Origin of the sequence: Photobacterium angustum, assembly GCF_002954615.1 — a bacterium.
Taxonomy (GTDB): Bacteria; Pseudomonadota; Gammaproteobacteria; order Enterobacterales; family Vibrionaceae; genus Photobacterium; species Photobacterium angustum_A.
This window is the reverse complement of sequence record NZ_MSCJ01000001.1, coordinates 1,985,219-2,007,327: the sequence shown is the minus strand read 5'-3', so window position 1 is coordinate 2,007,327 and position 22,109 is coordinate 1,985,219. Positions and strand designations below refer to the sequence as shown.

Annotated in this window: 23 protein-coding genes; 16 read left to right on the top strand and 7 right to left on the bottom strand. The window is 40.6% G+C overall.

Going from position 1 to position 22,109, the window contains the following annotated elements; all coding sequences use genetic code 11:
• The first annotated feature begins 3 nt into the window (after positions 1-3).
• From BTO08_RS08705 to BTO08_RS08690, 4 genes are read left to right on the top strand one after another with little or no spacing between them, the layout of a single operon-like run.
• Positions 4-780, top strand: a complete 777-nt coding sequence (locus BTO08_RS08705; protein WP_105060698.1) for a ParA family protein — start codon at positions 4-6, stop codon at positions 778-780.
• Complete coding sequence (locus BTO08_RS08700) at positions 773-1,723, top strand: chemotaxis protein CheW (RefSeq protein WP_105060697.1); 951 nt, start codon at positions 773-775, stop codon at positions 1,721-1,723. Before BTO08_RS08705 ends, BTO08_RS08700 begins: the two co-directional genes overlap by 8 nt.
• A 24-nt stretch (positions 1,724-1,747) precedes the next feature.
• Complete coding sequence (locus BTO08_RS08695) at positions 1,748-2,242, top strand: chemotaxis protein CheW (RefSeq protein ID WP_105060696.1); 495 nt, start codon at positions 1,748-1,750, stop codon at positions 2,240-2,242.
• Complete coding sequence (locus BTO08_RS08690; RefSeq protein WP_105060695.1) at positions 2,242-2,676, top strand: DUF2802 domain-containing protein; 435 nt, start codon at positions 2,242-2,244, stop codon at positions 2,674-2,676. Before BTO08_RS08695 ends, BTO08_RS08690 begins: the two co-directional genes overlap by 1 nt.
• Before the next feature lie 3 nt (positions 2,677-2,679).
• Here BTO08_RS08690 and BTO08_RS08685 read toward each other — a convergent pair whose 3' ends face one another.
• Together BTO08_RS08685 and BTO08_RS08680 are read right to left on the bottom strand one after the other, a co-directional pair.
• A complete protein-coding gene (locus BTO08_RS08685; RefSeq protein ID WP_105060694.1) occupies positions 2,680-2,988 on the bottom strand; it encodes an EscU/YscU/HrcU family type III secretion system export apparatus switch protein in 309 nt (102 codons plus the stop codon).
• A 3-nt stretch (positions 2,989-2,991) separates the two neighbouring features.
• Entirely contained in the window at positions 2,992-3,852 is an 861-nt protein-coding gene (locus BTO08_RS08680; protein ID WP_105060693.1) for a hypothetical protein, read from the bottom strand.
• A 115-nt stretch (positions 3,853-3,967) separates the two neighbouring features.
• On the opposite strand from BTO08_RS08680, the gene ccmA reads away from it, so the two are divergent.
• From ccmA to BTO08_RS08630, 10 genes are all read left to right on the top strand, one after another.
• Positions 3,968-4,618, top strand: coding sequence for a cytochrome c biogenesis heme-transporting ATPase CcmA (ccmA, locus tag BTO08_RS08675; RefSeq protein ID WP_005370344.1), 651 nt, complete (start codon positions 3,968-3,970; stop codon positions 4,616-4,618).
• 5 nt (positions 4,619-4,623) lie between these two features.
• Positions 4,624-5,292 (top strand): heme exporter protein CcmB, encoded by a 669-nt coding sequence (ccmB, locus tag BTO08_RS08670; RefSeq protein WP_005370346.1) that lies wholly within the window; start codon positions 4,624-4,626, stop codon positions 5,290-5,292.
• 153 nt (positions 5,293-5,445) lie between these two features.
• Entirely contained in the window at positions 5,446-6,177 is a 732-nt protein-coding gene (locus tag BTO08_RS08665) for a heme ABC transporter permease (protein ID WP_105060692.1), read from the top strand.
• Positions 6,178-6,184: 7 nt separating this feature from the next.
• Positions 6,185-6,391 (top strand): heme exporter protein CcmD, encoded by a 207-nt coding sequence (ccmD, locus tag BTO08_RS08660; RefSeq protein ID WP_105060691.1) that lies wholly within the window; start codon positions 6,185-6,187, stop codon positions 6,389-6,391.
• Entirely contained in the window at positions 6,388-6,873 is a 486-nt protein-coding gene (gene ccmE, locus BTO08_RS08655) for a cytochrome c maturation protein CcmE (RefSeq protein WP_105060690.1), read from the top strand. The genes ccmD and ccmE overlap by 4 nt, the downstream gene beginning before the upstream one ends.
• Entirely contained in the window at positions 6,870-8,852 is a 1,983-nt protein-coding gene (locus tag BTO08_RS08650; RefSeq protein ID WP_105060689.1) for a heme lyase CcmF/NrfE family subunit, read from the top strand. The genes ccmE and BTO08_RS08650 overlap by 4 nt, the downstream gene beginning before the upstream one ends.
• Positions 8,845-9,399, top strand: coding sequence for a DsbE family thiol:disulfide interchange protein (locus BTO08_RS08645; RefSeq protein ID WP_005370356.1), 555 nt, complete (start codon positions 8,845-8,847; stop codon positions 9,397-9,399). The genes BTO08_RS08650 and BTO08_RS08645 overlap by 8 nt, the downstream gene beginning before the upstream one ends.
• Complete coding sequence (locus BTO08_RS08640; RefSeq protein ID WP_105060688.1) at positions 9,399-9,914, top strand: cytochrome c-type biogenesis protein; 516 nt, start codon at positions 9,399-9,401, stop codon at positions 9,912-9,914. The genes BTO08_RS08645 and BTO08_RS08640 overlap by 1 nt, the downstream gene beginning before the upstream one ends.
• Positions 9,911-11,203 (top strand): c-type cytochrome biogenesis protein CcmI, encoded by a 1,293-nt coding sequence (gene ccmI / locus BTO08_RS08635; protein WP_105060687.1) that lies wholly within the window; start codon positions 9,911-9,913, stop codon positions 11,201-11,203. Before BTO08_RS08640 ends, ccmI begins: the two co-directional genes overlap by 4 nt.
• A gap of 69 nt (positions 11,204-11,272) precedes the next feature.
• On the top strand, positions 11,273-12,079 hold the full coding sequence (locus BTO08_RS08630; protein ID WP_105060686.1) for an MlaA family lipoprotein: 807 nt from the start codon (positions 11,273-11,275) through the stop codon (positions 12,077-12,079).
• A gap of 142 nt (positions 12,080-12,221) precedes the next feature.
• Here BTO08_RS08630 and BTO08_RS08625 read toward each other — a convergent pair whose 3' ends face one another.
• The 5 genes from BTO08_RS08625 to BTO08_RS08605 all read right to left on the bottom strand — a co-directional run bounded on the left by BTO08_RS08625 (position 12,222) and on the right by BTO08_RS08605 (position 18,066).
• Positions 12,222-13,250: a trypsin-like serine protease gene (locus BTO08_RS08625; RefSeq protein ID WP_105060685.1), complete on the bottom strand. Its 1,029-nt coding sequence runs from the start codon at positions 13,248-13,250 to the stop codon at positions 12,222-12,224.
• Between the two features lie 408 nt (positions 13,251-13,658).
• Complete coding sequence (locus tag BTO08_RS08620) at positions 13,659-14,939, bottom strand: outer membrane protein transport protein (protein WP_198038455.1); 1,281 nt, start codon at positions 14,937-14,939, stop codon at positions 13,659-13,661.
• Positions 14,940-15,292: 353 nt separating this feature from the next.
• The gene (locus tag BTO08_RS08615; RefSeq protein WP_105060683.1) at positions 15,293-16,528 is read right to left on the bottom strand and encodes an outer membrane protein transport protein; all 1,236 of its coding nucleotides are present in this window, start codon (positions 16,526-16,528) and stop codon (positions 15,293-15,295) included.
• A 265-nt stretch (positions 16,529-16,793) separates the two neighbouring features.
• A complete protein-coding gene (locus tag BTO08_RS08610) occupies positions 16,794-17,510 on the bottom strand; it encodes a DUF3379 family protein (protein WP_105060682.1) in 717 nt (238 codons plus the stop codon).
• On the bottom strand, positions 17,503-18,066 hold the full coding sequence (locus BTO08_RS08605; RefSeq protein ID WP_105061330.1) for a sigma-70 family RNA polymerase sigma factor: 564 nt from the start codon (positions 18,064-18,066) through the stop codon (positions 17,503-17,505). The genes BTO08_RS08610 and BTO08_RS08605 overlap by 8 nt, the downstream gene beginning before the upstream one ends.
• Before the next feature lie 604 nt (positions 18,067-18,670).
• Between BTO08_RS08605 and fadI the strand changes: the two genes are divergently transcribed.
• Both fadI and fadJ read left to right on the top strand, forming a co-directional pair.
• Entirely contained in the window at positions 18,671-19,981 is a 1,311-nt protein-coding gene (fadI, locus tag BTO08_RS08600; protein WP_105060681.1) for an acetyl-CoA C-acyltransferase FadI, read from the top strand.
• On the top strand, positions 19,981-22,101 hold the full coding sequence (fadJ, locus tag BTO08_RS08595; protein ID WP_105060680.1) for a fatty acid oxidation complex subunit alpha FadJ: 2,121 nt from the start codon (positions 19,981-19,983) through the stop codon (positions 22,099-22,101). Before fadI ends, fadJ begins: the two co-directional genes overlap by 1 nt.
• Positions 22,102-22,109 lie beyond the last annotated feature (8 nt).

Below are 22,109 nucleotides of genomic sequence, written 5' to 3'. Positions count from 1 at the left end.
GGGGTGATTGTTTGGAGTATTGCTAATCAAAAAGGTGGGGTGGGGAAAACCACAACCACGATTACATTAGCAGGATTGCTGAGTGAGCAAAATAAGCGTGTTTTATTAGTCGATACCGATCCACATGCATCGTTAACAACGTATTTAAATTTTGATTCAGAGCAAGTACCCGCGAGTTTATTTGATTTGTTTCAATTACCCGTAGTGAATAAAGCCAGTGTAAAACCACTTATTCTTAAAACTGCATTTAATAATATTGATATTATTCCTGCTCATATGTCACTGGCAACACTTGATCGTGTGATGGGAAATCGCAGTGGTATGGGGTTAGTGTTAAAAAAAGCGCTACACAGCTTGGTTGATGACTATGATTACGTACTGATAGATTGCCCACCCATTTTGGGGGTGATGATGGTCAATGCATTGGCGGCGAGCGATCGCATTCTTATACCAGTACAAACAGAGTTTTTAGCTATGAAAGGCTTGGAAAGAATGATGAGGACATTACAAATTATGCAGCGCTCTAAGCCGTCTGGTTTTAATGTCACGATTGTTCCAACTATGTACGATAAACGAACACGGGCATCACTCCAAACTTTACAAGAACTCAAGGTTCGTTTCCCTGAACAAGTTTGGGCGTCAGCGGTACCTATTGATACAAAGTTCCGTGATGCCAGTATTAAACATATGCCACCATCATTATATGCCCGAAATTGTCGTGGTGTGTTTGCTTACAAAACGTTATTAAAATATGTAGAACGGTTAGACAATCATGCATAGTAAGCCACTTTCAAGTGATCAAGCCTTAGATGATTATTTTTTTGATTTATTAGAAGAATCAAATGAAGTTGCTATATCTGCGGAGATTCAAGATCCTGTTTTAGACGTCGATAAACCAAGTATTGAAAACGTTGAAGTAGCGCCTACGTTAATTCAACCTAAGTTAAATGTATTAAAGCCACAGCCTAATGTTGCTGTTGATTATGCAGAGCCGTCAAATCGACAAGATATTGAACGACTATTGCGTCAAGTTGATGAAAATCATGTTGATGATATTCAAGAAAATGTCGTACAAACTGCAAATCCACAACAAATTTTTTCAGAAACAGAACAAGCAATACCAGAGCAACTAACTTCTATTAAAGAAGCAGAACCAACGTTTGCTAGTGCTGAAAATATAGCGGAAGATATCGTTGAAACAGAGGTTATTGAAACCGCTAAAATTGCTCAAGATGCTGGGCTAATTCCGCCAGACCAGTGGATACATCATGGGATGGAGCAAGCGTTTCAAGCGTTATTTTTTGAAGTTAATGGTGTGACATTTGCGGTTGCACTCACTGAACTCGGTGGTATTCATCAACTTGGCGATCTTAACCGTTTACTTGGGCGTCCCAATTGGTATTTGGGTCTACAGTCAACACGCGAGCAAAAGTTAGATGTAGTTGATACTGCACGTTGGGTGATGCCAGAGAAGCTAGTTGGTGATGAGTATCGTGATAATTATCGTTATATTGTGATGCTTGGCGATAGCCAATGGGGGCTGGCTAGCGATAAACTGCACGGTACCAAAATGTTGAATGGCAATGATATTCGCTGGCGAGAGAAAGCAGGAAAACGGCCTTGGCTTGCGGGTATGGTAAAAGATAAAATGTGTGCACTTGTCCATGTTAATGCGTTAATAGCGATGCTAAATAATGGATTGGATGTAAATAGTATTGAGTAATACAGGACCTTAAGAGGGAATAGCATGTCACAGGTAAATATCGCTGAGATCCAAAAAGACGGAGCGAATGATCAGGTTCTGCAATGGGTGACATTTCAGCTAGAAGATGAGACTTACGGTATTAATGTTATGCAAGTCCGTGAGGTTTTGCGCTATTCAGAAATCGCGCCAGTGCCAGGTGCACCCGATTATGTGCTCGGTATTATTAATCTTCGCGGCAACGTCGTGACGGTTATCGATACTCGCTCTCGTTTTGGCTTAGTTCCGGGTGAGATATCTGATAATACACGTATTGTTATTATTGAAGCAGAAAAACAAGTGATTGGTATTCTTGTCGATAGTGTTGCTGAAGTGGTTTATCTGCGTAGTTCTGAAATTGATAGTACGCCAAGTGTGGGTACTGAAGAGAGTGCGAAGTTTATTCAAGGTGTAAGTAACCGCGAAGGGCAATTACTTATTTTAGTTGATCTTAATAAGCTGCTATCTGATGAAGAATGGGATGAGATGGCGTACTTGTAATGAATACTGTTCTGCTACAGTGGATACCTACTGTTATTAGTGTATTGGCGGTTATAATCTTTACAGTGTTATTGCTTCGCGAGCGCAAAGCGCGACGGAGTTTAGAAACAAAATTTGCCGCCATTGAAACTGTATTAAAAAATGCCCGCTTACAAAATGAACGCTTGAGTAAAGAGTTCAATGAATTGCGGGCAGGTACTATGGGTATGAGCCACAAATTGGCGGATATGTCACATCAGTTAGAAGTCGTTGAAGATCGTCAAACAGAGATAATGATGAACGATCCCGAAGGGCGTTTATATAGTCGTGCCAGTAAAATGGTAGAGTTAGGCGCTGATGTACATGAACTGATGAATGAGTGTGATTTACCTAAAGCAGAAGCTGAATTACTGCTTCGCTTACAGCAGACGATGCAAAAACACCGTCGACGTTAATCGTTATACTGATATATCAATATCTTCAAGCCCCTCCCATCCCGGAGGGGTTTTTCCGTTTAAATACCATGAAAAGGCAATCAGTTCGGCAATAATCAAATATAACTCTTGTGGGATTTCATCGCCGACATCAAAGCTATTTAGATATTGTGCAAGTACGGGATCTTGATGAATTAAGCCACCGTGCTGTTTCACTTGTTCAATTATATGTTCAGCTAATTGCTGGTGGCCTTTGGCTGTAATATAGGGGGACTTTTCACCATCATACTTAAGTGCAATTGCATGGGTGGGTGTTTTTTTATCTGTTGTCATTACTCAGACCTTAATCAATAAGCCATTAGAAGAGGCTAGATGGTCATTAGACTCTTTTTCTGAAGCTTGCAGAAATTTAGGGGATTCGCAGTTAATACCTAACTGTGACATACGAGAAAAAAGTAGCGGTGAGACTTGCTCAATTTTATGTAACAACAATGGATTCACTGTTTCAAATACAGTTGCTAATGTGCTGTTTTTCCATTGGGCTGTAACATTAAGTATATCTATTGCACCAATAGGTAATGCCAATTTGACCGTCCAACAAGAGTTGATATTCTTGTCAGCATTTGAGCTGGAATCTTCATGCTCATTTTTTATTTTAATATCAATAGATTGGTTGTTATTTACCGGCCACTGTAGATAAATGCTATTGGTATCTTGTGTACGTTGTGTTTCAGGTCCACGTTGTTCAGCGGCAAGCCTTAAGAGTGCAGGGATATCTTGCTGTTGTTCTGGGCTTAACGTTTTTAACCATTGGTTTAATTGGCTTTGTGGCTGAGATAGTTGCTGTAATAACAGGGCTAAAGGTTTTCGTTCTCCACCTTGTTGTAACCAAGCGATTAAGCTGGCTTGATTTTGAGGTGCAAAGAGCTGCTGGAAAATAGTATTTAGGCTGTTAGAAGGCGATGTGGCTAATTTAGCTGTACCAGAGTTTAACGGGGTAGATAAAAGTGTAACTAAACGTTGCAAGCTGTTTATGGATAACAATAATTGCGGTAATTGAGAAATAAGATTTTGCTCTTTTCCTCCAGCGTTAGTAAATAACGGTGATTGGCTATTTATATTACCGGATAAAGGTTTCTCAACTTGTGCAGCTTTTGCTGCGCTAGGGGAGTGAGGTGGCGTTAAATTGATGCGCATTTATTTCACATTTACTTACGTTAGCTAACGATGAATATGTCCGTAGTTTAGCTAAATTATTAGCCATTGTGGTATCATGCGGACTGATTTGTGACACCTAGGATACATCATTTATATGTTGTCTGTAGCAGACTTAAGCTGCGTTCGTGACGAACGTTTATTGTTTGATGAACTCAGTTTCACTATATCAAGTGGCGAGTTAGTTCAAATTGAAGGCCATAATGGCGCAGGTAAAACCACACTGTTACGTATTATCGCTGGGTTAGGCCGCGCTGATAGTGGGCAAGTTTTTTGGAATCAAGAAGATATTCAGGTTGCGCGAGAAGATTACCATCAAGAGTTGTTGTTTCTTGGTCACCAAACTGGTGTGAAGCGTGAACTTACCGCCTTTGAGAACTTGGCTTTTTTTCAAGCAATGCATAAATGCAATCAAGGCTCAGATCTCAAGGGTTCACCACAAGTTATGGGTGAGGACGCATTATGGCAAGCATTGGCGCATGTTGGGTTAGCTGGGCGTGAAGATGTGCCAGCAGGACAACTATCTGCAGGTCAGCAACGCCGTGTTGCATTAGCGCGTTTATGGTTAAGTAATCATAAATTATGGGTGCTTGATGAGCCATTAACGGCGATTGATAAGCAAGGTGTCAAGGTACTTGAAAACTTGTTTTTATCTCACGTTGAACGTGGTGGCATGGTGTTATTAACCACGCACCAAGATATGTTTACGGATAGTAATCATTTACGAAAAATCAAGTTAGGGCAGTGATCACGGTGCTTAATTCTATTGTTCAAATTATTCGTCGTGAATTGCTCATTGCTTTTCGTCGACGTGCCGATGTGATGAACCCATTGTGGTTCTTTATTATTGTGATCACCTTATTTCCATTAAGTATTGGTCCTGAGCCTAAATTGCTTGCACGTATTGCGCCTGGGATTATATGGGTAGCGGCATTGTTAGCTGCGTTATTATCAATGGAGCGCCTTTTCCGCGATGATTATGCCGATGGCTCGCTTGAGCAAATGTTATTAATGCCGACACCATTAGCGGTATCAGCCTTTGCTAAAATGCTTGCGCATTGGTTGTTGACTGGTTTACCGCTGATTTTAATCAGTCCGCTATTAGCGATTTTACTATCCCTAAACTGGGATACATGGGTAGCTGTTGTACTCACATTGCTAGTGGGCACACCAACATTAAGTTTTTTAGGGGCAATTGGTGTCGCTTTAACGGTTGGATTACGAAAAGGTGGCGTTTTATTGAGCTTGCTCATATTACCGTTATATATACCTGTGCTTATATTCGCAACCTCTGCAATAGAAGCTGCAGGTTTAGGGATGGCATATAACGGGCAATTAGCATTAATGGCGGCAATGTTGGTGGCGTCTTTAACATTAGCACCGTTTGCAGTTGCGGCATCGCTGAGGATCAGTGTGAACTAAATCAATAGTGGGAGCGATGATGTCTTCCATTTTGTGTGTTTATCCAACAGATAAAGATTTATAAGGCTAAGTGATGGCACAAAATTCTATTATTTTGTGACGTAACTTGGCTTTAATGACGTATTTATAACTATATAACGAGTAGAGAGCATTATGTGGAAGTGGTTACATCCCTACGCTAAAGCCGAGAATACCTATCGCTTGTGCGGTAAGTTACTCCCTTGGTTTTCCATTATTAGCTTAATTGCCATTGTTGTCAGTTCTATTTGGGGCTTAATGTTTGCGCCAACAGATTATCAACAAGGTGATAGCTTTAGAATTATTTACTTGCATGTTCCAGCTGCAATTTGGTCTATGGGTGCTTATGTATCAATGGCTATTGCCGCATTCATTGGTTTAGTGTGGCAGATTCGATTATCGGATATGGCGGCTGCTGCGATGGCGCCGATTGGTGCAGTGTTTACCTTTATTGCACTGATCACTGGTGCTATTTGGGGCAAGCCAATGTGGGGCACATGGTGGGTATGGGATGCGCGTTTAACATCTGAACTCATTCTTCTATTTTTATATCTTGGTGTTATTGCGTTGTATAACGCTTTTGATGATCAAAAAACAGCAGCCAAAGCGGCGGGTATTTTAGCGATTGTTGGTGTGATCAATATTCCTATCATTCACTTCTCTGTCGAGTGGTGGAATACCCTTCACCAAGGTGCAACCATCACTAAATTTGCTAAGCCTTCTATGTCAACAGATATGCTGTGGCCGTTGCTGATTGGTATTGTCGGTTTTGCTTGTTTCTTTGGTGCGGTGACTATGATCCGTCTACGTAATGAAATTCTTATCCGCGAAAGTCACCGCCCTTGGGTGCGTGAGCTAGTGAAGTGAGGTTAGTATGCATTTTGATTCTATGAGCGACTTTTTTGCAATGGGTGGCTACGCTGCTTATGTATGGAGTTCGTTTGGCATCTCATTTGTGGCGATGCTATGGATCCTCTTTTCTAGTATGGCTACCCATCGTCGCGTATTAGGTGATATTAAAAATAAAATCGCACGTGAACAACGTATTAAAGATGCGAAAAAGATGGAGAATACGCTATGACTCCAAGACGTAAGAAGCGTCTCGCTTTAGTGTTAGCGCTTGTTTTAGGCCTTGGTGCTACCATTGGTTTAGTGCTTTATGCGTTAAATCAAAATATGGATTTATTCTATACACCAACAGAACTTGTCAATGGTAAGCCTGATGGCACCAAACCATCTGTTGGTCAGCGTTTACGTATTGGTGGCATGGTGGTGAAAGGTTCTGTAAAACGTGATCCTCAATCTTTAGAAGTTAGTTTTAAAGTTGCTGATGTCGGCCCTTCAGTTACCGTCACTTATGATGGTATTTTGCCTGATCTCTTCCGTGAAGGGCAGGGTATTGTCGCGCAAGGTGTACTCGTTGGCCCGACAACAATAAAAGCACACGAAGTACTGGCTAAGCATGATGAAAATTATATGCCGCCTGAAGTCGCTGATGCGATGAAGAAAAATCACTCAAAACTTCAATATACTGAAGAACAACTACAAGGTAGTGCTCAATGATCCCTGAAATAGGCCATTTTGCCCTTATTACTGCCCTTGCCTTATCGGTGCTGGCCAGTATTTATCCGCTATATGGTGCTGCAGTCGGTAACCAAGCAATGATGCGCATGGCACGACCATTGGCATACGGTATTTTTGCTTTCTTATCATTATCTTTTGTTATTTTATGTTGGTCATTCTATAACAATGATTTTACTGTTGCGTATGTAGCTAGTAACTCAACAAGTTTATTACCGTGGTATTATCGCATTACAGCGGTATGGGGCGCGCACGAAGGCTCATTACTGCTTTGGGTACTTATCCAAGCAGGTTGGGCTGCTGCTGTGGCGCGTTTTAGCCGTGATATGCCACTAGAATCTGTTTCTCGTGTCTTATCGGTAATGGGTATGATCGCAGTGGGTTTCTTACTGTTTATTATCATTACTTCTAACCCATTTTTACGTACGCTACCGGTATTCCCTGTTGAAGGGCGTGATCTAAACCCGTTATTGCAAGATCCGGGTCTAATCATTCACCCGCCAATGCTTTACATGGGCTACGTTGGCTTCTCTGTTGCGTTCTCTTTTGCTATTGCATCGTTAATGACTGGTCGTTTAGATACGGCTTGGGCACGTTGGTCTCGTCCATGGACAATCGCTGCATGGTCATTCCTAACGGTAGGTATCGCGCTAGGTTCATGGTGGGCTTACTACGAACTTGGCTGGGGTGGCTGGTGGTTCTGGGATCCAGTAGAAAACGCATCGTTTATGCCATGGCTTGCAGGTACTGCGTTAATGCACTCGCTATCGGTTACAGAAAAGCGTGGCACATTTAAAGCGTGGACAGTACTACTTGCGATCTCTGCATTCTCATTAAGTCTATTAGGTACGTTCTTAGTTCGTTCTGGCGTATTGGTTTCTGTACACGCATTTGCGTCAGATCCGGCTCGCGGTATGTTTATTCTTGGTTTCCTTGTGGTTGTTATCGGTGGTTCTTTACTGCTGTATGCATTACGTGGTGGTCAAATTCGCTCTCGTGGTAACTACAGCTTGTTCTCACGTGAAAACCTATTACTAGCAAACAACATTTTACTTGTTGCAGGCTTAATGGTTGTACTTATTGGTACATTATTACCATTAGTACATAAGCAAATTGGTTTAGGCTCTGTTTCTATCGGTGTACCTTTCTTCAACATGCTATTTACATGGTTGATGATCCCGTTTGCCTTTATTATGGGTATTGGTCCTCTTGTACGTTGGAAGCGCGATAATTTCAAACATGTTCGCAAGCCAATGATTATTTCTGCACTGATCACGATTCCATTTTCGTACCTTGTTATTTACTTTACGGCAAGTGTGGTTGAACCGCTTGCGGTGTTAGGGATGATGATGGCTGTTTGGATCATTGTGATGCATGGATTTGAGTTATTCGAGCGTGCGACACACCGTCATACATTTGTTGATGGCTTAGGTAAATTAGGTCGTAGTCATTGGGCGATGGTGTTAGGCCATATTGGCTTAGCGATATCTATCATTGGTATCACGCTAGTATCTAACTACGATATCGAACGTGATTTACGTTTATCACCGGGTCAGTCTGTTAACGTGAAAGGTTATGATTTCCATTTTGCCGGATTACGTGATGCAGATGGTCCTAACTATGATGGATATATTGCTGATTTCAACATTAGCCGTCGTGGTATTAACGTAACAACACTGCATGCTGAAAAACGTTTCTACAGTGTTGCGGGTTCTATGATGACAGAAGCGGCAATTGATAGCGGGATTACTCGCGATTTATATGTTGCTATGGGTGAGAAGCTTGGTGATGGCGCATGGGCTGTTCGTATTTACTACAAACCATTTGTGAACTGGATGTGGGCGGGTGCATTGTTAATGGCGTTAGGTGGCGCATTAGCGATCAGTGATAAACGTTACCGTTTCCGCAAACCTGCAACAGTGAGTAATAAATCGTCAGAGGCAAAATTAACCCATGAATAAGAAATTTCTCTTTATTCCGTTAGTCCTGTTCATTGCACTGGTCATTATGTTTATGGTGCAGTTAACCCGCAATGCTGATGGTGATGATCCAACAAAATTAGAATCGGTATTGGTTGGCAAACCAGTGCCAACGTTTAAGTTAGAAGATTTGTTTCAACCTGGAAAAGAGTATCAACAAACGATTTTCAAAGGTGAACCATTATTGCTTAACGTGTGGGCTACATGGTGTCCGACATGTTATGCAGAGCACCAATACTTAAATACGTTAGCTAAACAAGGCGTTAAAATCATTGGTCTGAACTACAAAGATCAGCGTGAGAAAGCAATTGGTTGGTTAACTGAATTGGGTAATCCTTATTTACATACACTTTATGACGGTAACGGTATGTTAGGTATGGATTTAGGTGTGTATGGTGCACCAGAAACATTCCTGATTGATGCTAACGGTATTATTCGTTACCGCCATGTGGGTGATGTTAACCCTGAAAATTGGAAGGAAACGCTTGAGCCGTTGTACAACAAGCTAAAAGCGGAGGCAAAAGGCTAATGAAACGTTTATTTGCCCTTGTTATAGCTGCAACGATTGCGTTAACCGCGGCGTTACCAGCATTTGCATCGATTGATGTTTATGACTTTAAAAATGCGGAACAAGAAAAGCAGTTCCAAGAGTTAACGGCAACATTACGTTGCCCTAAGTGTCAGAACAATAATATTGCTGATTCAAATGCGACCCTAGCGCAAGATATGCGTCAGAAAACATTTGAGCTTCTTCAAGAAGGCAAAACCAGTCAGCAAATTATTGATTACATGATTGCGCGTTACGGCAACTTTGTTACGTACAATCCACCGATGACTGCTTCGACTGCAATTTTATGGGTTGGTCCTATTCTGTTTATCGTTATTGGCTTTACTGTTCTGGTTTATCGTACGCGTAAAAACGGTGAAAAAGTTGAGCAGGCTCAATTAGATGAGGAAGAAGCTAAACGATTAAAAGCACTGCTTGCAGAGATGGAACAGCAAGATGTTGAAAGTGTTGATACTCAATCAAAGGTAAACAAATGACGCTGTTTTGGATTATAACTGCTGTCTTAGTACTTATTGCGATAGCATTTTTTGCTGTGCCTATGTTGTATGGCAAAGAGTACGATGATGTAGCAAGCCGAGATGAATTGAACAAAGCATTCTTTAAAGATCGTATTCATGAACTTGAACATGAATCAGAAGAAGGCTTGGTTGAGAATCGCCAAGAATTAGTTTCTGAGCTTCAACAGTCATTGCTAGATGATATACCTGAAAGTGAAGTGAAGAAGTCTGTTCATGTTAGTGCTGGGATGTTGCTACCTGGTATTATCTTAATTGTTGGTGTGAGCTATGGTATGTACGCCTCTGTGGGTGGCATTCAGAAAGTAGAAGCGTGGCATGATGCGGTAAACCGTTTGCCTCAACTTTCTCAACGCTTACTGGGTGATAACGCAGCCAATGAACCATTGTCTGATCAAGATATGTCTGATCTGACTTTAGCATTACGTACTAAATTGCACGATGACGGTGATGATCCTATGGGATGGTTATTGTTAGGCCGTATCGCAATGGCAAACCGTGATGGTGAAACCGCTGAAATGGCAATGAAAAAAGCCTATGACTTAAACCCTGTTGATGGGGACATTCAGTTAGGTTACGCACAGTCATTAATGCTTAGTGGTAAGCCGGGCGCAAGTGACATGGCTCGTCAGTTATTACGTAATGTCATTAAGAAAGATCATACTAACGTGCAAGCATTATCGCTATTAGCTTTCGATGCGTTTGAGCAAAACAAGTTTGAACAAGCGATTGCTTATTGGTCTATGATGAAGAAAATTATCGGACCGGATGATTCGCGTGCACCTATGCTTGATCGTAGCATCGAACGCGCACAAGCACGTTTGAATGCTGATGATAAAGCGAAGGCTATCGTAAATGGTGCAGCTGCAACTGTGGCAGCAGAAGCTGCGCCAAAAGTTAGTGCTGAACAAGCAAAACAGCAGGTAGTGGCGACAATTTCATTAGCACCAAACGTAGTGATGCCAAAGCAGGGTGATATTATTATCTCTGTTCATAGTGCTGATGGTGCACCAATGCCAATTGCGGCTGTAAAACTACCGCTGACAACGCCTTTCCCATTAACGATTACGTTAACGGATAAAGACAGTATGATGCCGCAGCGTAAGCTGTCGTCATTATCTGAAATGATTGTCCGTGCTCGTATTGATAGTGATGGTAACGTCATGACGAAGCAAGGTGACTGGTATGGTGAAAGCCAGAAAGTGATGCTTGGCGGTGATACAAAAGTATTAATTAATAAACAATATTAATTCAATACTGGAACAAATAGAGCAGGCTGGATATGATTGTCCCGCCTGCTTTTTTATTGGATATATGTTTTGAATAGAATTTTATTACTTATAATTTGGCTTTCTCTGGGTTTAGTCGGCTGTGCGCAAACACCAGATGAACCGTCAAAACAAATTACCTCTAACAATATTACTGATCATATTGATGCTGACAGTAATAGTGATAGTAATGGCGTTTATGACCCATTAGAGGGTTTTAACCGTGCTATGTGGGATCTCAATTTTAACTATCTAGATCCGTATATCGCTCGCCCAGTATCATTGGCTTATGTCGATTATACGCCAACCCCTGTTCGCAAAGGCATCATGAATTTTTTATCAAATTTAGATGAGCCTGCGAGTATGGTTAATAGCTTGCTATCACTAAATGGTAAAGCTGCTGTCACCCATTTTAATCGTTTTTGGATCAACACAGTCTTTGGTTTGGGTGGATTAATTGATATCGCATCAGCGGCCGACATAAATAAACCGGCAGATCGTCGATTCGGTGACACGTTAGGTTATTACGGCGTACCAAATGGCCCTTATTTAATGTTACCTATTTATGGCCCAGTGACGTTCCGAGGCTTTGGTGACGGAGTTGATGAATTGTATCCGATGCTTGGCTTACTGAATTTCTGGGAAGGATTAGGTAAGTGGCTATTTGAAGGTATGGAAGATCGCGCAGCTTTAGTACAACAAGAAGCAATGCTAGAGAATTCACCTGATCCTTATGTATTTACTCGTGATGCATATATTCAATATAAAGACTTTATCGCCAGTGACGGTAAAGTTGATCAAGAGCAACAAGCAGATACTTTTGATGATAGTTATCTTGATGAAATTGATGATCAGTAACATATTAGTTAACTAAAAAAAGACCTCCATTAAGGAGGTCTTTTTATATCTGGTAACGTTTTTAATTAGGTAATTAATAGGCAATGAATGTATAGCTATATATACATTTGCTATTAAATATTGTCTAATTTAGATGCATAATTTATCGAGTAAATTGACGTCGTGAAAAAGCAAATAATAATAATGATAGTATAATCGTTAAATTTAATGCGCCACCACCTGATGAACCATCGTCAGTATTAGGTTTAACAGTACTCGTCGTATTATCTTTCCCTGTGCTATCGTCTTTTTTACCTAAATTTATACTTACTGTTTCTGTTGGTGATAATATTAATGAGCCCTCATAACCATTGCTACTTATAACATAGGTACAAGTTTGAAATGGACTTATATTACCTGTAAGACAAGTGGATAGACTTGTATCAATATTCACGTCGCCATCGGTGTAAGCTTGATCTACTACGTCATTTTCATGCAGACTTTGAACTGTGATAGTTTGCTTACCTTTCACATTCGTTAACTGTGTTGGGTAACTCCAGCCATTAATTGCATTTAAAATGAAGTCTTTAGCTATATTAATAGGTGTTGCAGTGTATAAGTCTCGGTCTATACCTTGATGTACAGCAAAGAGTTCATTCTTTGAATTTATATAAGGGGCTCCAGAATCCCCACCTACTAATACGCCGCTATATTGCAGGCTATGAGCTTTAATTGTCGTAGATTCATCATTAGGTTGAGATACAACAGTTAGGGGGGCTTTGTTTAATTTATTTCCTGTTTTACCGTATCCATAAATATAAGCTTGTTCGCCAGAGACTTCAGGAATAATTGATATTGGCGTTATTTTATTAAATTTAGCTGTACTGTTTAATTCCCATAATTCGATATCGATATCTTTGCCATTGTAATAGGGACTATCCTTGTAATTAAATCGTTTTTTAACAGATACGTGTTGACCATCAAAGGTTGTGATCGCATTAGAGTTATTTTTTGTGCAATGTTGAGCTGTCAATACCCAACTACCCGCAATAAGACTACCTGTACAGTCGTTGTTTGTACTGTAAATAATAGTTTGATGTTTGTTAGATGGAACTTCCTGACCATTCTCAATAGCAAAAGCGGTATTAGTTAATAGAGCACTAAGTATTAATAGATATTTTCGTTGTTTCATATATTCCGGTCAATAAAAGCGCAAGAAAATACCCACTTATAATTAAGTGTTTTATTTTCCTTACAATATAGAGGCGATAAGATTTTCATATTAGTAAGGCAATATGAATTCTCAGTGATCTTGTTGAATAATTTACTGAAGGATATTGATGCGAAATAAGGCGTTAGTAACCAATATTAAGTTGGAATTAACAGTATTTAGGTCAGTATCAGGGTCTACTTATGAAAGTATCAGTATCAACGTTTTCAAGGATAATAATCGATACTCAATACTAGATCTAGATTATTTTTTGAGCTAAAAATAGTTTTTTGGTCTACGCAAGTAGGTAAAGTGAATTTTTATCAATATAAACAAAGACACAACGCCTCTTACTAAGAGGCGTTTTTTATAAAATAAATTTTATTTTACTTAGAAACGGTAGCTTGCTTGTACACCCGCTAACCAAACATCACCAGACGTTGTTCCTGCAAATTGTCCAAACATTGGATGCTCTTTGTCTTTTTCAAGCATGTGTGCTTTTTTTGCATAAACGTAGGTAAGGCCTGCATCTAATGTCAAATTCTTAGACCATTGGTAACCCGCACCAAGACTTAACCAAGTACGATCTGTTTCAGGGATCGTTTGAGTTCGGTGGGCTTCATCAACTGCAGCCATGTCATAGGCAATACCAGAGCGAAGTGCTAACTTTTCTGTTGCTTGGTAAGTGGTACCAATAGCAAAGCGGTAGTTATCTTTCCAATTCTCATCTTTAATATGCTCTACATTTTCGGGCATATTTGGAATACTTGCTTGTAGCTTTTTAAAGCTGCTCCAATCTGTCCAGTTAATGCTAGCGTGAACTGACCACTGGTCATTTAACTGATGGAAGCTTGCAATTTCAGCTGATGCTGGTAATTCAAGAGGTAAAGAGCCTGCATATTGTGTTAATGGCATTTTGCCTTGAACTGCATAAGCTTTGTCATAAGCAATACCATTGGCATGTCCAGTTAGATTTAGTTTAACTGCTGAATGGTAGCTTACACCAATACGGTTACTAGGGGTGATTTGCCATGCTGCACCAGCTTGCCAACCCCAAGCGTTATCTTCACCTTCCATGTATTTTAGAGGTAGTCCACCTAAAGGTTTTGGCAGTGCCGCGCCGAAGTGGCCTTTTGCCATAATATAACGTACACCGGCACCGACGCTAAATTGGTCATTAATTTTGTAACCAAGGTTAGGGTTGATTTCAACGGTATGCACTTCTGCTTGATTACCAAATTGTGAACCTAAAAAGTCAGTGCCCAAGTCTGTACGCATACCAAAGTTTGTACCAAATGCTAGGCCTAATGTTGCTTTATCGTTCAATTGACGAGAAATATAAAAATTGGGAATTACGGCACTATTAGCAATATCACGAGATTCAGTTTGATCTATGGTTTGATCATTAAGCTGTAGGTTTCCTTTAACATCAATATTTGGGTCAACGTAAATTGCTCCCACTGATATTTGTGTACCTTCAAGGTATGTCAGCATTGCAGGGTTACGGAATTGGGCGCTGGCATTGTCAGCCATTGCTGCTTCACCAGCAAATGCGCGGCCTAAACCTGTTGCTGAATATTCAGCTAATTGGAATCCAGCAGCTAGGGCGTTAGAGCTCATGCCTAATGCTAATGCAGCAGTTAAAGATAATGTAATTTTATTTTTATTCATCATTTTAATATTAATCGCTAATTGTTCGCTGAAACTAAGTCGCGAATAATACCCTTAACAATTAATAACGTGACGATTTATCGCTATAAATTCCACTTATTGAAGTAATATTCTTTTAATTTTTTAGTTTTGGATTTATATCCGTTACTTTTTGTTCGCGATGTTCTGGTCTGATCTGTTTTCAGCGTACACATGTACCAGTTGTTGTATTGTTCTGATTGTTATTTATACAAATTTTGAACGTGTAGAGTGAATTAATGAAAGGAAAGTGAGGTTGAAATGATGGAGAAAAGATTAAAAAAGGAGCCAAACGGCTCCTTTTAATCATTTTAGCGTTCAAGTGTACGCTGAAATTAGAATGAGCGGCTGTATTGTAGACCGTACAACCATGCATTTGCACGAGTGGTTGCGTCAACCGACATACCGAGCGGATTGGTTTCATCTGCTTTAACATTTTTACCAATAAGGTAAGTTAAGCCAAAGTCGATGGTAGACTTGCTGTCTAAGTGGTAGCTAAAGCCGCCAGATAACCAGTTACGATCTGAATCAGGTACAGAAATAGATGTTTTTGAATCCTGTGCGCTAGTGTCATGCATGTAACCAGCACGAAGTGTCCACTGATCGTTTAGGTAGTAAGTACCACCGATAGAGTAGTGCCATCCATCTTGCCATTGGTAATCATTTAATTTAACGCCACCAGTTGTTTCTAGAACGTCAAACTCGCTCCAGCGGATCCATTGAATGCTGTAGTGAACCGCAAATTTATCATTTAGCTTATTGAAACCAGAAAATTCTGCCATATCTGGTAATGGCATTTTTAGCTTCTGATCGCTAAGGTCGTTGCCCGCATAGTGCATATCACCTTTAGCTTCTAATGTTGGGCTATAGCGGTAAGATAAGCCAAAACGGTTGTTTTGATCGAGTTCGTAGATAGTACCTAGGTTAAAGCCAAGCGCTACACCATCGGCATCAACATCAAGTAAATCAATTTTTGGTGTATTGATCGTACCATTAGGTGTTGGAATTTTTCCTGCAGGTATATAGCGATTTAGTTTACCACTGCCGTAAATTACGTCTAAACCACCACCAATGCTTAGTTGTTGGTTAATGCGGTAAGCAGCACTTAAACCTAAGTTCATGCTTTTTACATCAGTTAAACCACCAAATGCATTTGCAGCGTAGTTATCACTAAATTCAGTTTTTGTACCGAAGTTTGAGTAAAGTGATGCACCTACAGCGAATTTATCGTTTATAGGCTGAATGTAGTAGATGTTTGGCGCGTAACTAGTACCACCAATTTGATCGTCAGGGATCTGAGAACCATTGTATGTTGTATCTTTTACTTTAACGTCAGTATCAATGGCGATAACACCAAGAGAAAGTGCAGGTGCATCAAATAGTGTCATTGAGGCAGCGTTTTTTGCCATTGTTGATGCGTTGTCTGCAATAACACCGTCACCTGAAAATGCACGGCCAAGACCTGTTGCAGATTGTGCATTCAGCTGAAAGCCCGCTGCCATAGATTGTGATGAAGCTAAGGCGATAGCAGCAGTAATCACTGAGCGTGTAAAAATTTGCTTCTTATTCATGCTTAGAATAATTCCTAATTATATATATTATTGTTTTTTATTAGCCTATGTTGGCTAATTTGCGATGATTGTAGGGGGTGTACTGACTTAATCAAATCTGACCAGTGTTATGTTTAAGTAAAAATACTTTTTAACGAAATTTATAGTGATTTTGGTATCAATTATTGTTGTTTTGGATTGTTTTAACGACAAATATCAGAAATGAAAAAAACGGCAACATAGCGTTTGTTGCCGTTATAAGAAGGACTAAAAATCAGTAGGAAAATTAGATTTCCCAGCTAAGGTCGTTTTTAATTTTACTCGCAACAGGCATTAAGTTTTGACCCTTATCGCCAACAATAATCAAACTTGCCTCTCTGATCGGTACGACTAAACTTTCATTGCTATTGTCTGTTGAGTTAGAAATAGAATGACTTGGGGTTGGAACAACAAATACCGTGACTTTACCTTGAGGTGAATCCATCACCATATGTAATGAGCGTTTGCCATCAAAGCCACAATAGTTCACATAATAAATGTGCCCAGGTAAGTCTTTCATTTCCGTTCCAAAAGATTGCAGTTTGGCATTTACTTGTTGCAACGTTGCTTTTTCATCGATGTTATCGACATATTGTGATTCATAAGAAACATGTTCAAGCGCGACATTGGCAAGACTATTGATTGGTAACTGTTGGCTCGGTAAAAAATTCATTTGCCCAAAAAATAGACCAATAGCAAAAGCAACAGAGGCGGCGAGGCCATAAGACCAATAGCTCTGAATTCCTTTTTTGCTTGTTTCTTCACCTGCTTGATGAAATAAAATTTTATCAGCCAGATCATCAGGCACGTCGACTTTTAGCGCTTGCTCTAATTGCATATCAAGTTGTTGTAATTCATCGGCAAACTTTTTATTTGCGATAGATTGATGTTTACATGCTGTCACTTTGGGATCATTATCATGTGGATCAGCTAATAATCTCCGTCTAAATTCTAGTTCATCCATTCTGATTCCCCCTTTTTGACTCTTTGTTTTCAAGTTGCTCTTTTAATTGATTACGGGCACGAAATAAGCGAGTCATCACAGTATTTCGGTTAAGTTCAAGGATCTCAGCAATCTCATCACCATTAAAGCCAGCCATGACCTGTAAAATCAGTGGTTCTCTATACTCCGGTGCTAAATTCATGATTAAACGTTGGAGCATATGTTGCTCTGTATTCATTTCAACACTGGGTGTGGAATCTGCAATTGCATGGTCATCAATATCAACCAAATCAAATTGTTTTCTTTCAAACCGACGTGCGTTTTCACGCCTAAGTATGGTAATTAACCATGCCTTAGCAGCTTTATCATCCTGTAGGCTATCAAGGGAGCGCCATGCGCGTAAGCATGTTTCTTGTACCAAGTCTTCAGCAATATGCTGGTCGTGGCACAACCAATATGCGTAACGGTAGAGATCCCGATGCCAAGCCCTAACAAGGGCCTCATATCTTCTTTGTTTGTCCATATTTAAAGAGACCGAGGGATCATGTTTTTTCTTACCAAAAAATTTTTTGAGCATGGCAATATCCGTCGTTGTCCTTACTAAAGCCTTATGAATAGAGATGTTCATAAGGTATTTACGCTTCTTTTTTATAATTAAACCGTGAATTCGCACTAAAATTGATCTGGTTCAAAATTTGATTCCAGCAGCGCGTTATAGTGACTGCGTCATCTGATAGCGAGATGGTGGGTTGCAAAACCGGCTATTGTAATGCTATCTGTTGAGCAAGATGACAACTTCCTTTTGAAGGCTGACTTTACTTTCTCCTATCAGGTTTTCCTGATTTGCAATTAGCTTTATGTTGATTGACTTATTCATTACGCAGATTGCTTTCCGCGTGAATTATGACCATACCTTATAAGGTATGGTTTTTTTTTGCCTATTTTTCTCTGTTTACCTCTAGTTTTATACCTTTTCTAACTCTCTCTCTAATTATCTGCATTTTACCGCTTAATAGCGTTTTAAAACTGAGAGGGTAGATCACAATCTTTGACACTTCTCCCGTAAAATTTAAACACTTGATTGAATTTGGTAACATTTAGCTTACAATTGTGAGGTCTGACCTCTAGTGCACGGTGTGCCGAACGGCTTACTGTAAGCCAAATTATCAAAAGGAGTTGCGATGACACGTCTCCAAAATCTTACTACTCGTCAAGGGGAACGTATTGCCGTTGTTAGCGGTTTACGTACTCCATTTGCTCGTCAAGCTACCGCTTTCGATGGTGTTCCTGCTTTGGATCTCGGAAAGCTGGTTGTCAATGATATGCTACAAACGCTTGATTTTGATCCGATGCTCATTGAGCAAGTGGTGTTTGGGCAAGTGGTACAAATGCCAGAAGCGCCAAATATCGCGCGTGAAATCGTCCTCGGTACTGGTATGAACATTCATACAGATGCTTACAGTGTTACCCGTGCCTGTGCCACTAGTTTTCAAGCTGCTGCTAACGTTGCTGAGAGTATTATCTCAGGCACTATCGATATTGGTATTGCAGGTGGTGCTGATTCATCATCGGTATTACCTATTGGTGTGAGTAAAAAAATGGCTGCGACTTTGCTTGCACTCAGTAAAGCGAAAACCATGTCAAAACGGCTTAAGTTATTAAGTTCGCTTAGCATGAAAGATTTAATGCCTGTGCCGCCTGCCGTTGCTGAATATTCAACAGGATTAAGCATGGGACAAACCGCAGAGCAGATGGCAAAAACACATGGCATTAGTCGTGAAGATCAAGATGCACTGGCTCACCGTTCACATACATTAGCGGCACAAGCATGGCGAGATGGTTTGATCCGTGATGAAGTGATGACGGCATTCCCACAACCTTATCGCCAGTGGATAGATAAAGATAACAACATTCGTGAAGAATCGACTCTTGAATCTTATGCCAAATTACGACCAGCCTTTGATCGTAAATATGGCTCAGTCACAGCAGCAAATGCGACGCCATTAACGGATGGCGCAGCCGCAATACTGATGATGCGAGAAGGGCGAGCTAAGGAATTAGGGTTAACACCATTAGGGTATATTCGTTCCTACGCGTTTTCCGCAATAGGGGTTGAAAGCGATATGCTGATGGGACCTTCTTACGCGACACCTGTTGCACTGGAACGTGCAGGTTTAAACTTATCCGATCTTACCTTGATTGACATGCATGAGGCTTTTGCTGCCCAAACATTAGCAAATTTAAAAATGTTTGCTTCTACTAAGTTTGCGCGTGAAAAGTTAGGCCGTATTGATGCGATTGGTGAAGTTGATATGGATAAATTCAATGTGTTAGGTGGCTCATTGGCTTACGGGCATCCATTTGCAGCAACAGGCGCACGTATGATCACCCAAACTTTGCGTGAGTTAAAACGTCGTGGTGGTGGCTTTGCATTGAATACGGCATGTGCAGCTGGTGGTTTAGGTGCGGCAATGATTTTGGAGGCTGAATAATGACGCAATCTGCATTTAGTTTATCGTACAAAGATAATGGTGTTGCTTGGCTAAAAATAGATGTGCCAAACGAGAAAATGAACACCTTACAAGCTGAATTTTCAGAGCAAATAACGTCAGTGCTCGCAGAGCTTAAAGCACGTTCTGATATTAAAGGGCTTGTTGTCTATTCAGGTAAGCCTGATAACTTTGTCGCTGGCGCTGATATTCGTATGTTGTCAGCCTGTGAAACAGCACAAGAGGCACAAGCCTTAGCTAAAAAAGGGCAGGTTTTATTTTCACAGTTAGAGCAACTGCCTTTTCATGTGGTTGCAGCGATTCACGGCCCATGTTTAGGGGGCGGTTTAGAGCTTGCTCTTGCTTGTCATAGCCGAGTTTGTAGTGATGGTGATAAAACCCGATTAGGTTTACCTGAAGTACAATTGGGGCTACTCCCAGGCTCTGGCGGAACTCAGCGTTTACCTCGTTTGATTGGCGTAGCTAATGCGCTTGATATGATTTTATCGGGTAAACAATTACGCGCGAAAAAAGCGATGAAGTTAGGGGTGATCGATCAAGTTGTCCCTGAAAGTATTTTATTAAATGTCGCCGAGCAAGTAGCTTTATCGCCAAAACCTAGCCGCAAATCATCCATGCAAAATTGGGCATTGGGTGGAAATCCATTAGGTCGCTCAGTGGTGTTTGATCAAGCGGCGAAAAAAGCACATGAGAAAACGCGTGGTAATTATCCTGCCGTTGATGCCATTTTAGCTGTTGTGAAATATGGCTTACAGCATGGGATGGAAAAAGGATTAGAGCAAGAGGCTAAAGTATTTGGTGAATTAGTGATGTCACCTGAATCCGCCGCGCTTCGTAGTATCTTTTTTGCCACAACAGCAATGAAAAAAGAAACGGGTTCAGAGGCTGAACCATTAACTGTTGAACGAGTCGCTGTATTGGGTGGCGGTTTAATGGGCGGTGGTATTAGCCATGTTACAGCAACGAAAGCGGGTTATCCGGTACGGATCAAAGATATCAGTAATGATGGTATCCAAAATGCGCTGGCGTACAATTTCAAGCTACTTGATAAAAAGCGTAAGCGTAAAATTATCTCGAAAGCCACATTACAAAAACAAATGTTAACCATAACTGGCGGGACTGATTTTACTGGTTTTAATCAGGCCGATGTAGTGATTGAAGCGGTATTTGAAGATTTAGCACTCAAACATCAAATGGTAAAAGATGTTGAAGAGCATGCTAAGTTCAATACAATATTTGCCACTAATACTTCCTCACTGCCGATCAATCAAATAGCACAAGCGGCAGAGCGACCAGAAAATGTTGTCGGCCTTCACTATTTTAGCCCAGTAGAAAAAATGCCATTGGTTGAGGTGATTCCACATCAAGGCACGGAAACGGGAAGCGGAACATCAGAAGAAACGATTGCAACAGTTGTAGCCTTGGCCAAAAAACAAGGTAAAACCCCGATAGTAGTCGGCGATAAAGCAGGCTTTTACGTTAATCGTATATTAGCGCCTTACATGAATGAAGCGGCACGCGTACTTCTCAGTGGTGAGCCGATTGAACACATAGATACAGCTTTGCTTAATTTTGGTTTCCCTGTTGGGCCTATCACATTATTGGACGAAGTTGGTGTTGATGTTGGCGCGAAGATAAGCCCTATTCTGTTAGCTGAACTAGGTGATCGATTTGAAGCGCCAGATGTGTTTGATTTATTGCTGAAGGATGATCGCAAGGGACGTAAAAGCGGTAAAGGTTTTTATCGTTATAATACCAAGAAAAAAGAAGTCGATAAGTCGGTTTATAAGCTGCTTGAGCTGGAACCAAAGATTAAGGAATCTGAAACTGAAATCGCGGTTCGTTGTAGTTTAATGATGTTGAATGAAGCGGCGAGATGTTTAGATGAAGGCGTGATCCGTTCGGCAAGAGATGGTGATATTGGTGCTATTTTCGGTATTGGTTTCCCACCGTTCTTAGGCGGGCCATTCCGTTATATGGATCATATTGGGATAACGCGTGTTGTTGATATGCTAAACGAGTACACAGATAAGTATGGCGATCGTTTTAAACCGTGCGAGCGACTACTTGATATGGCTAAAGAAGAGAAAACTTTTTATTAGCCAATAGA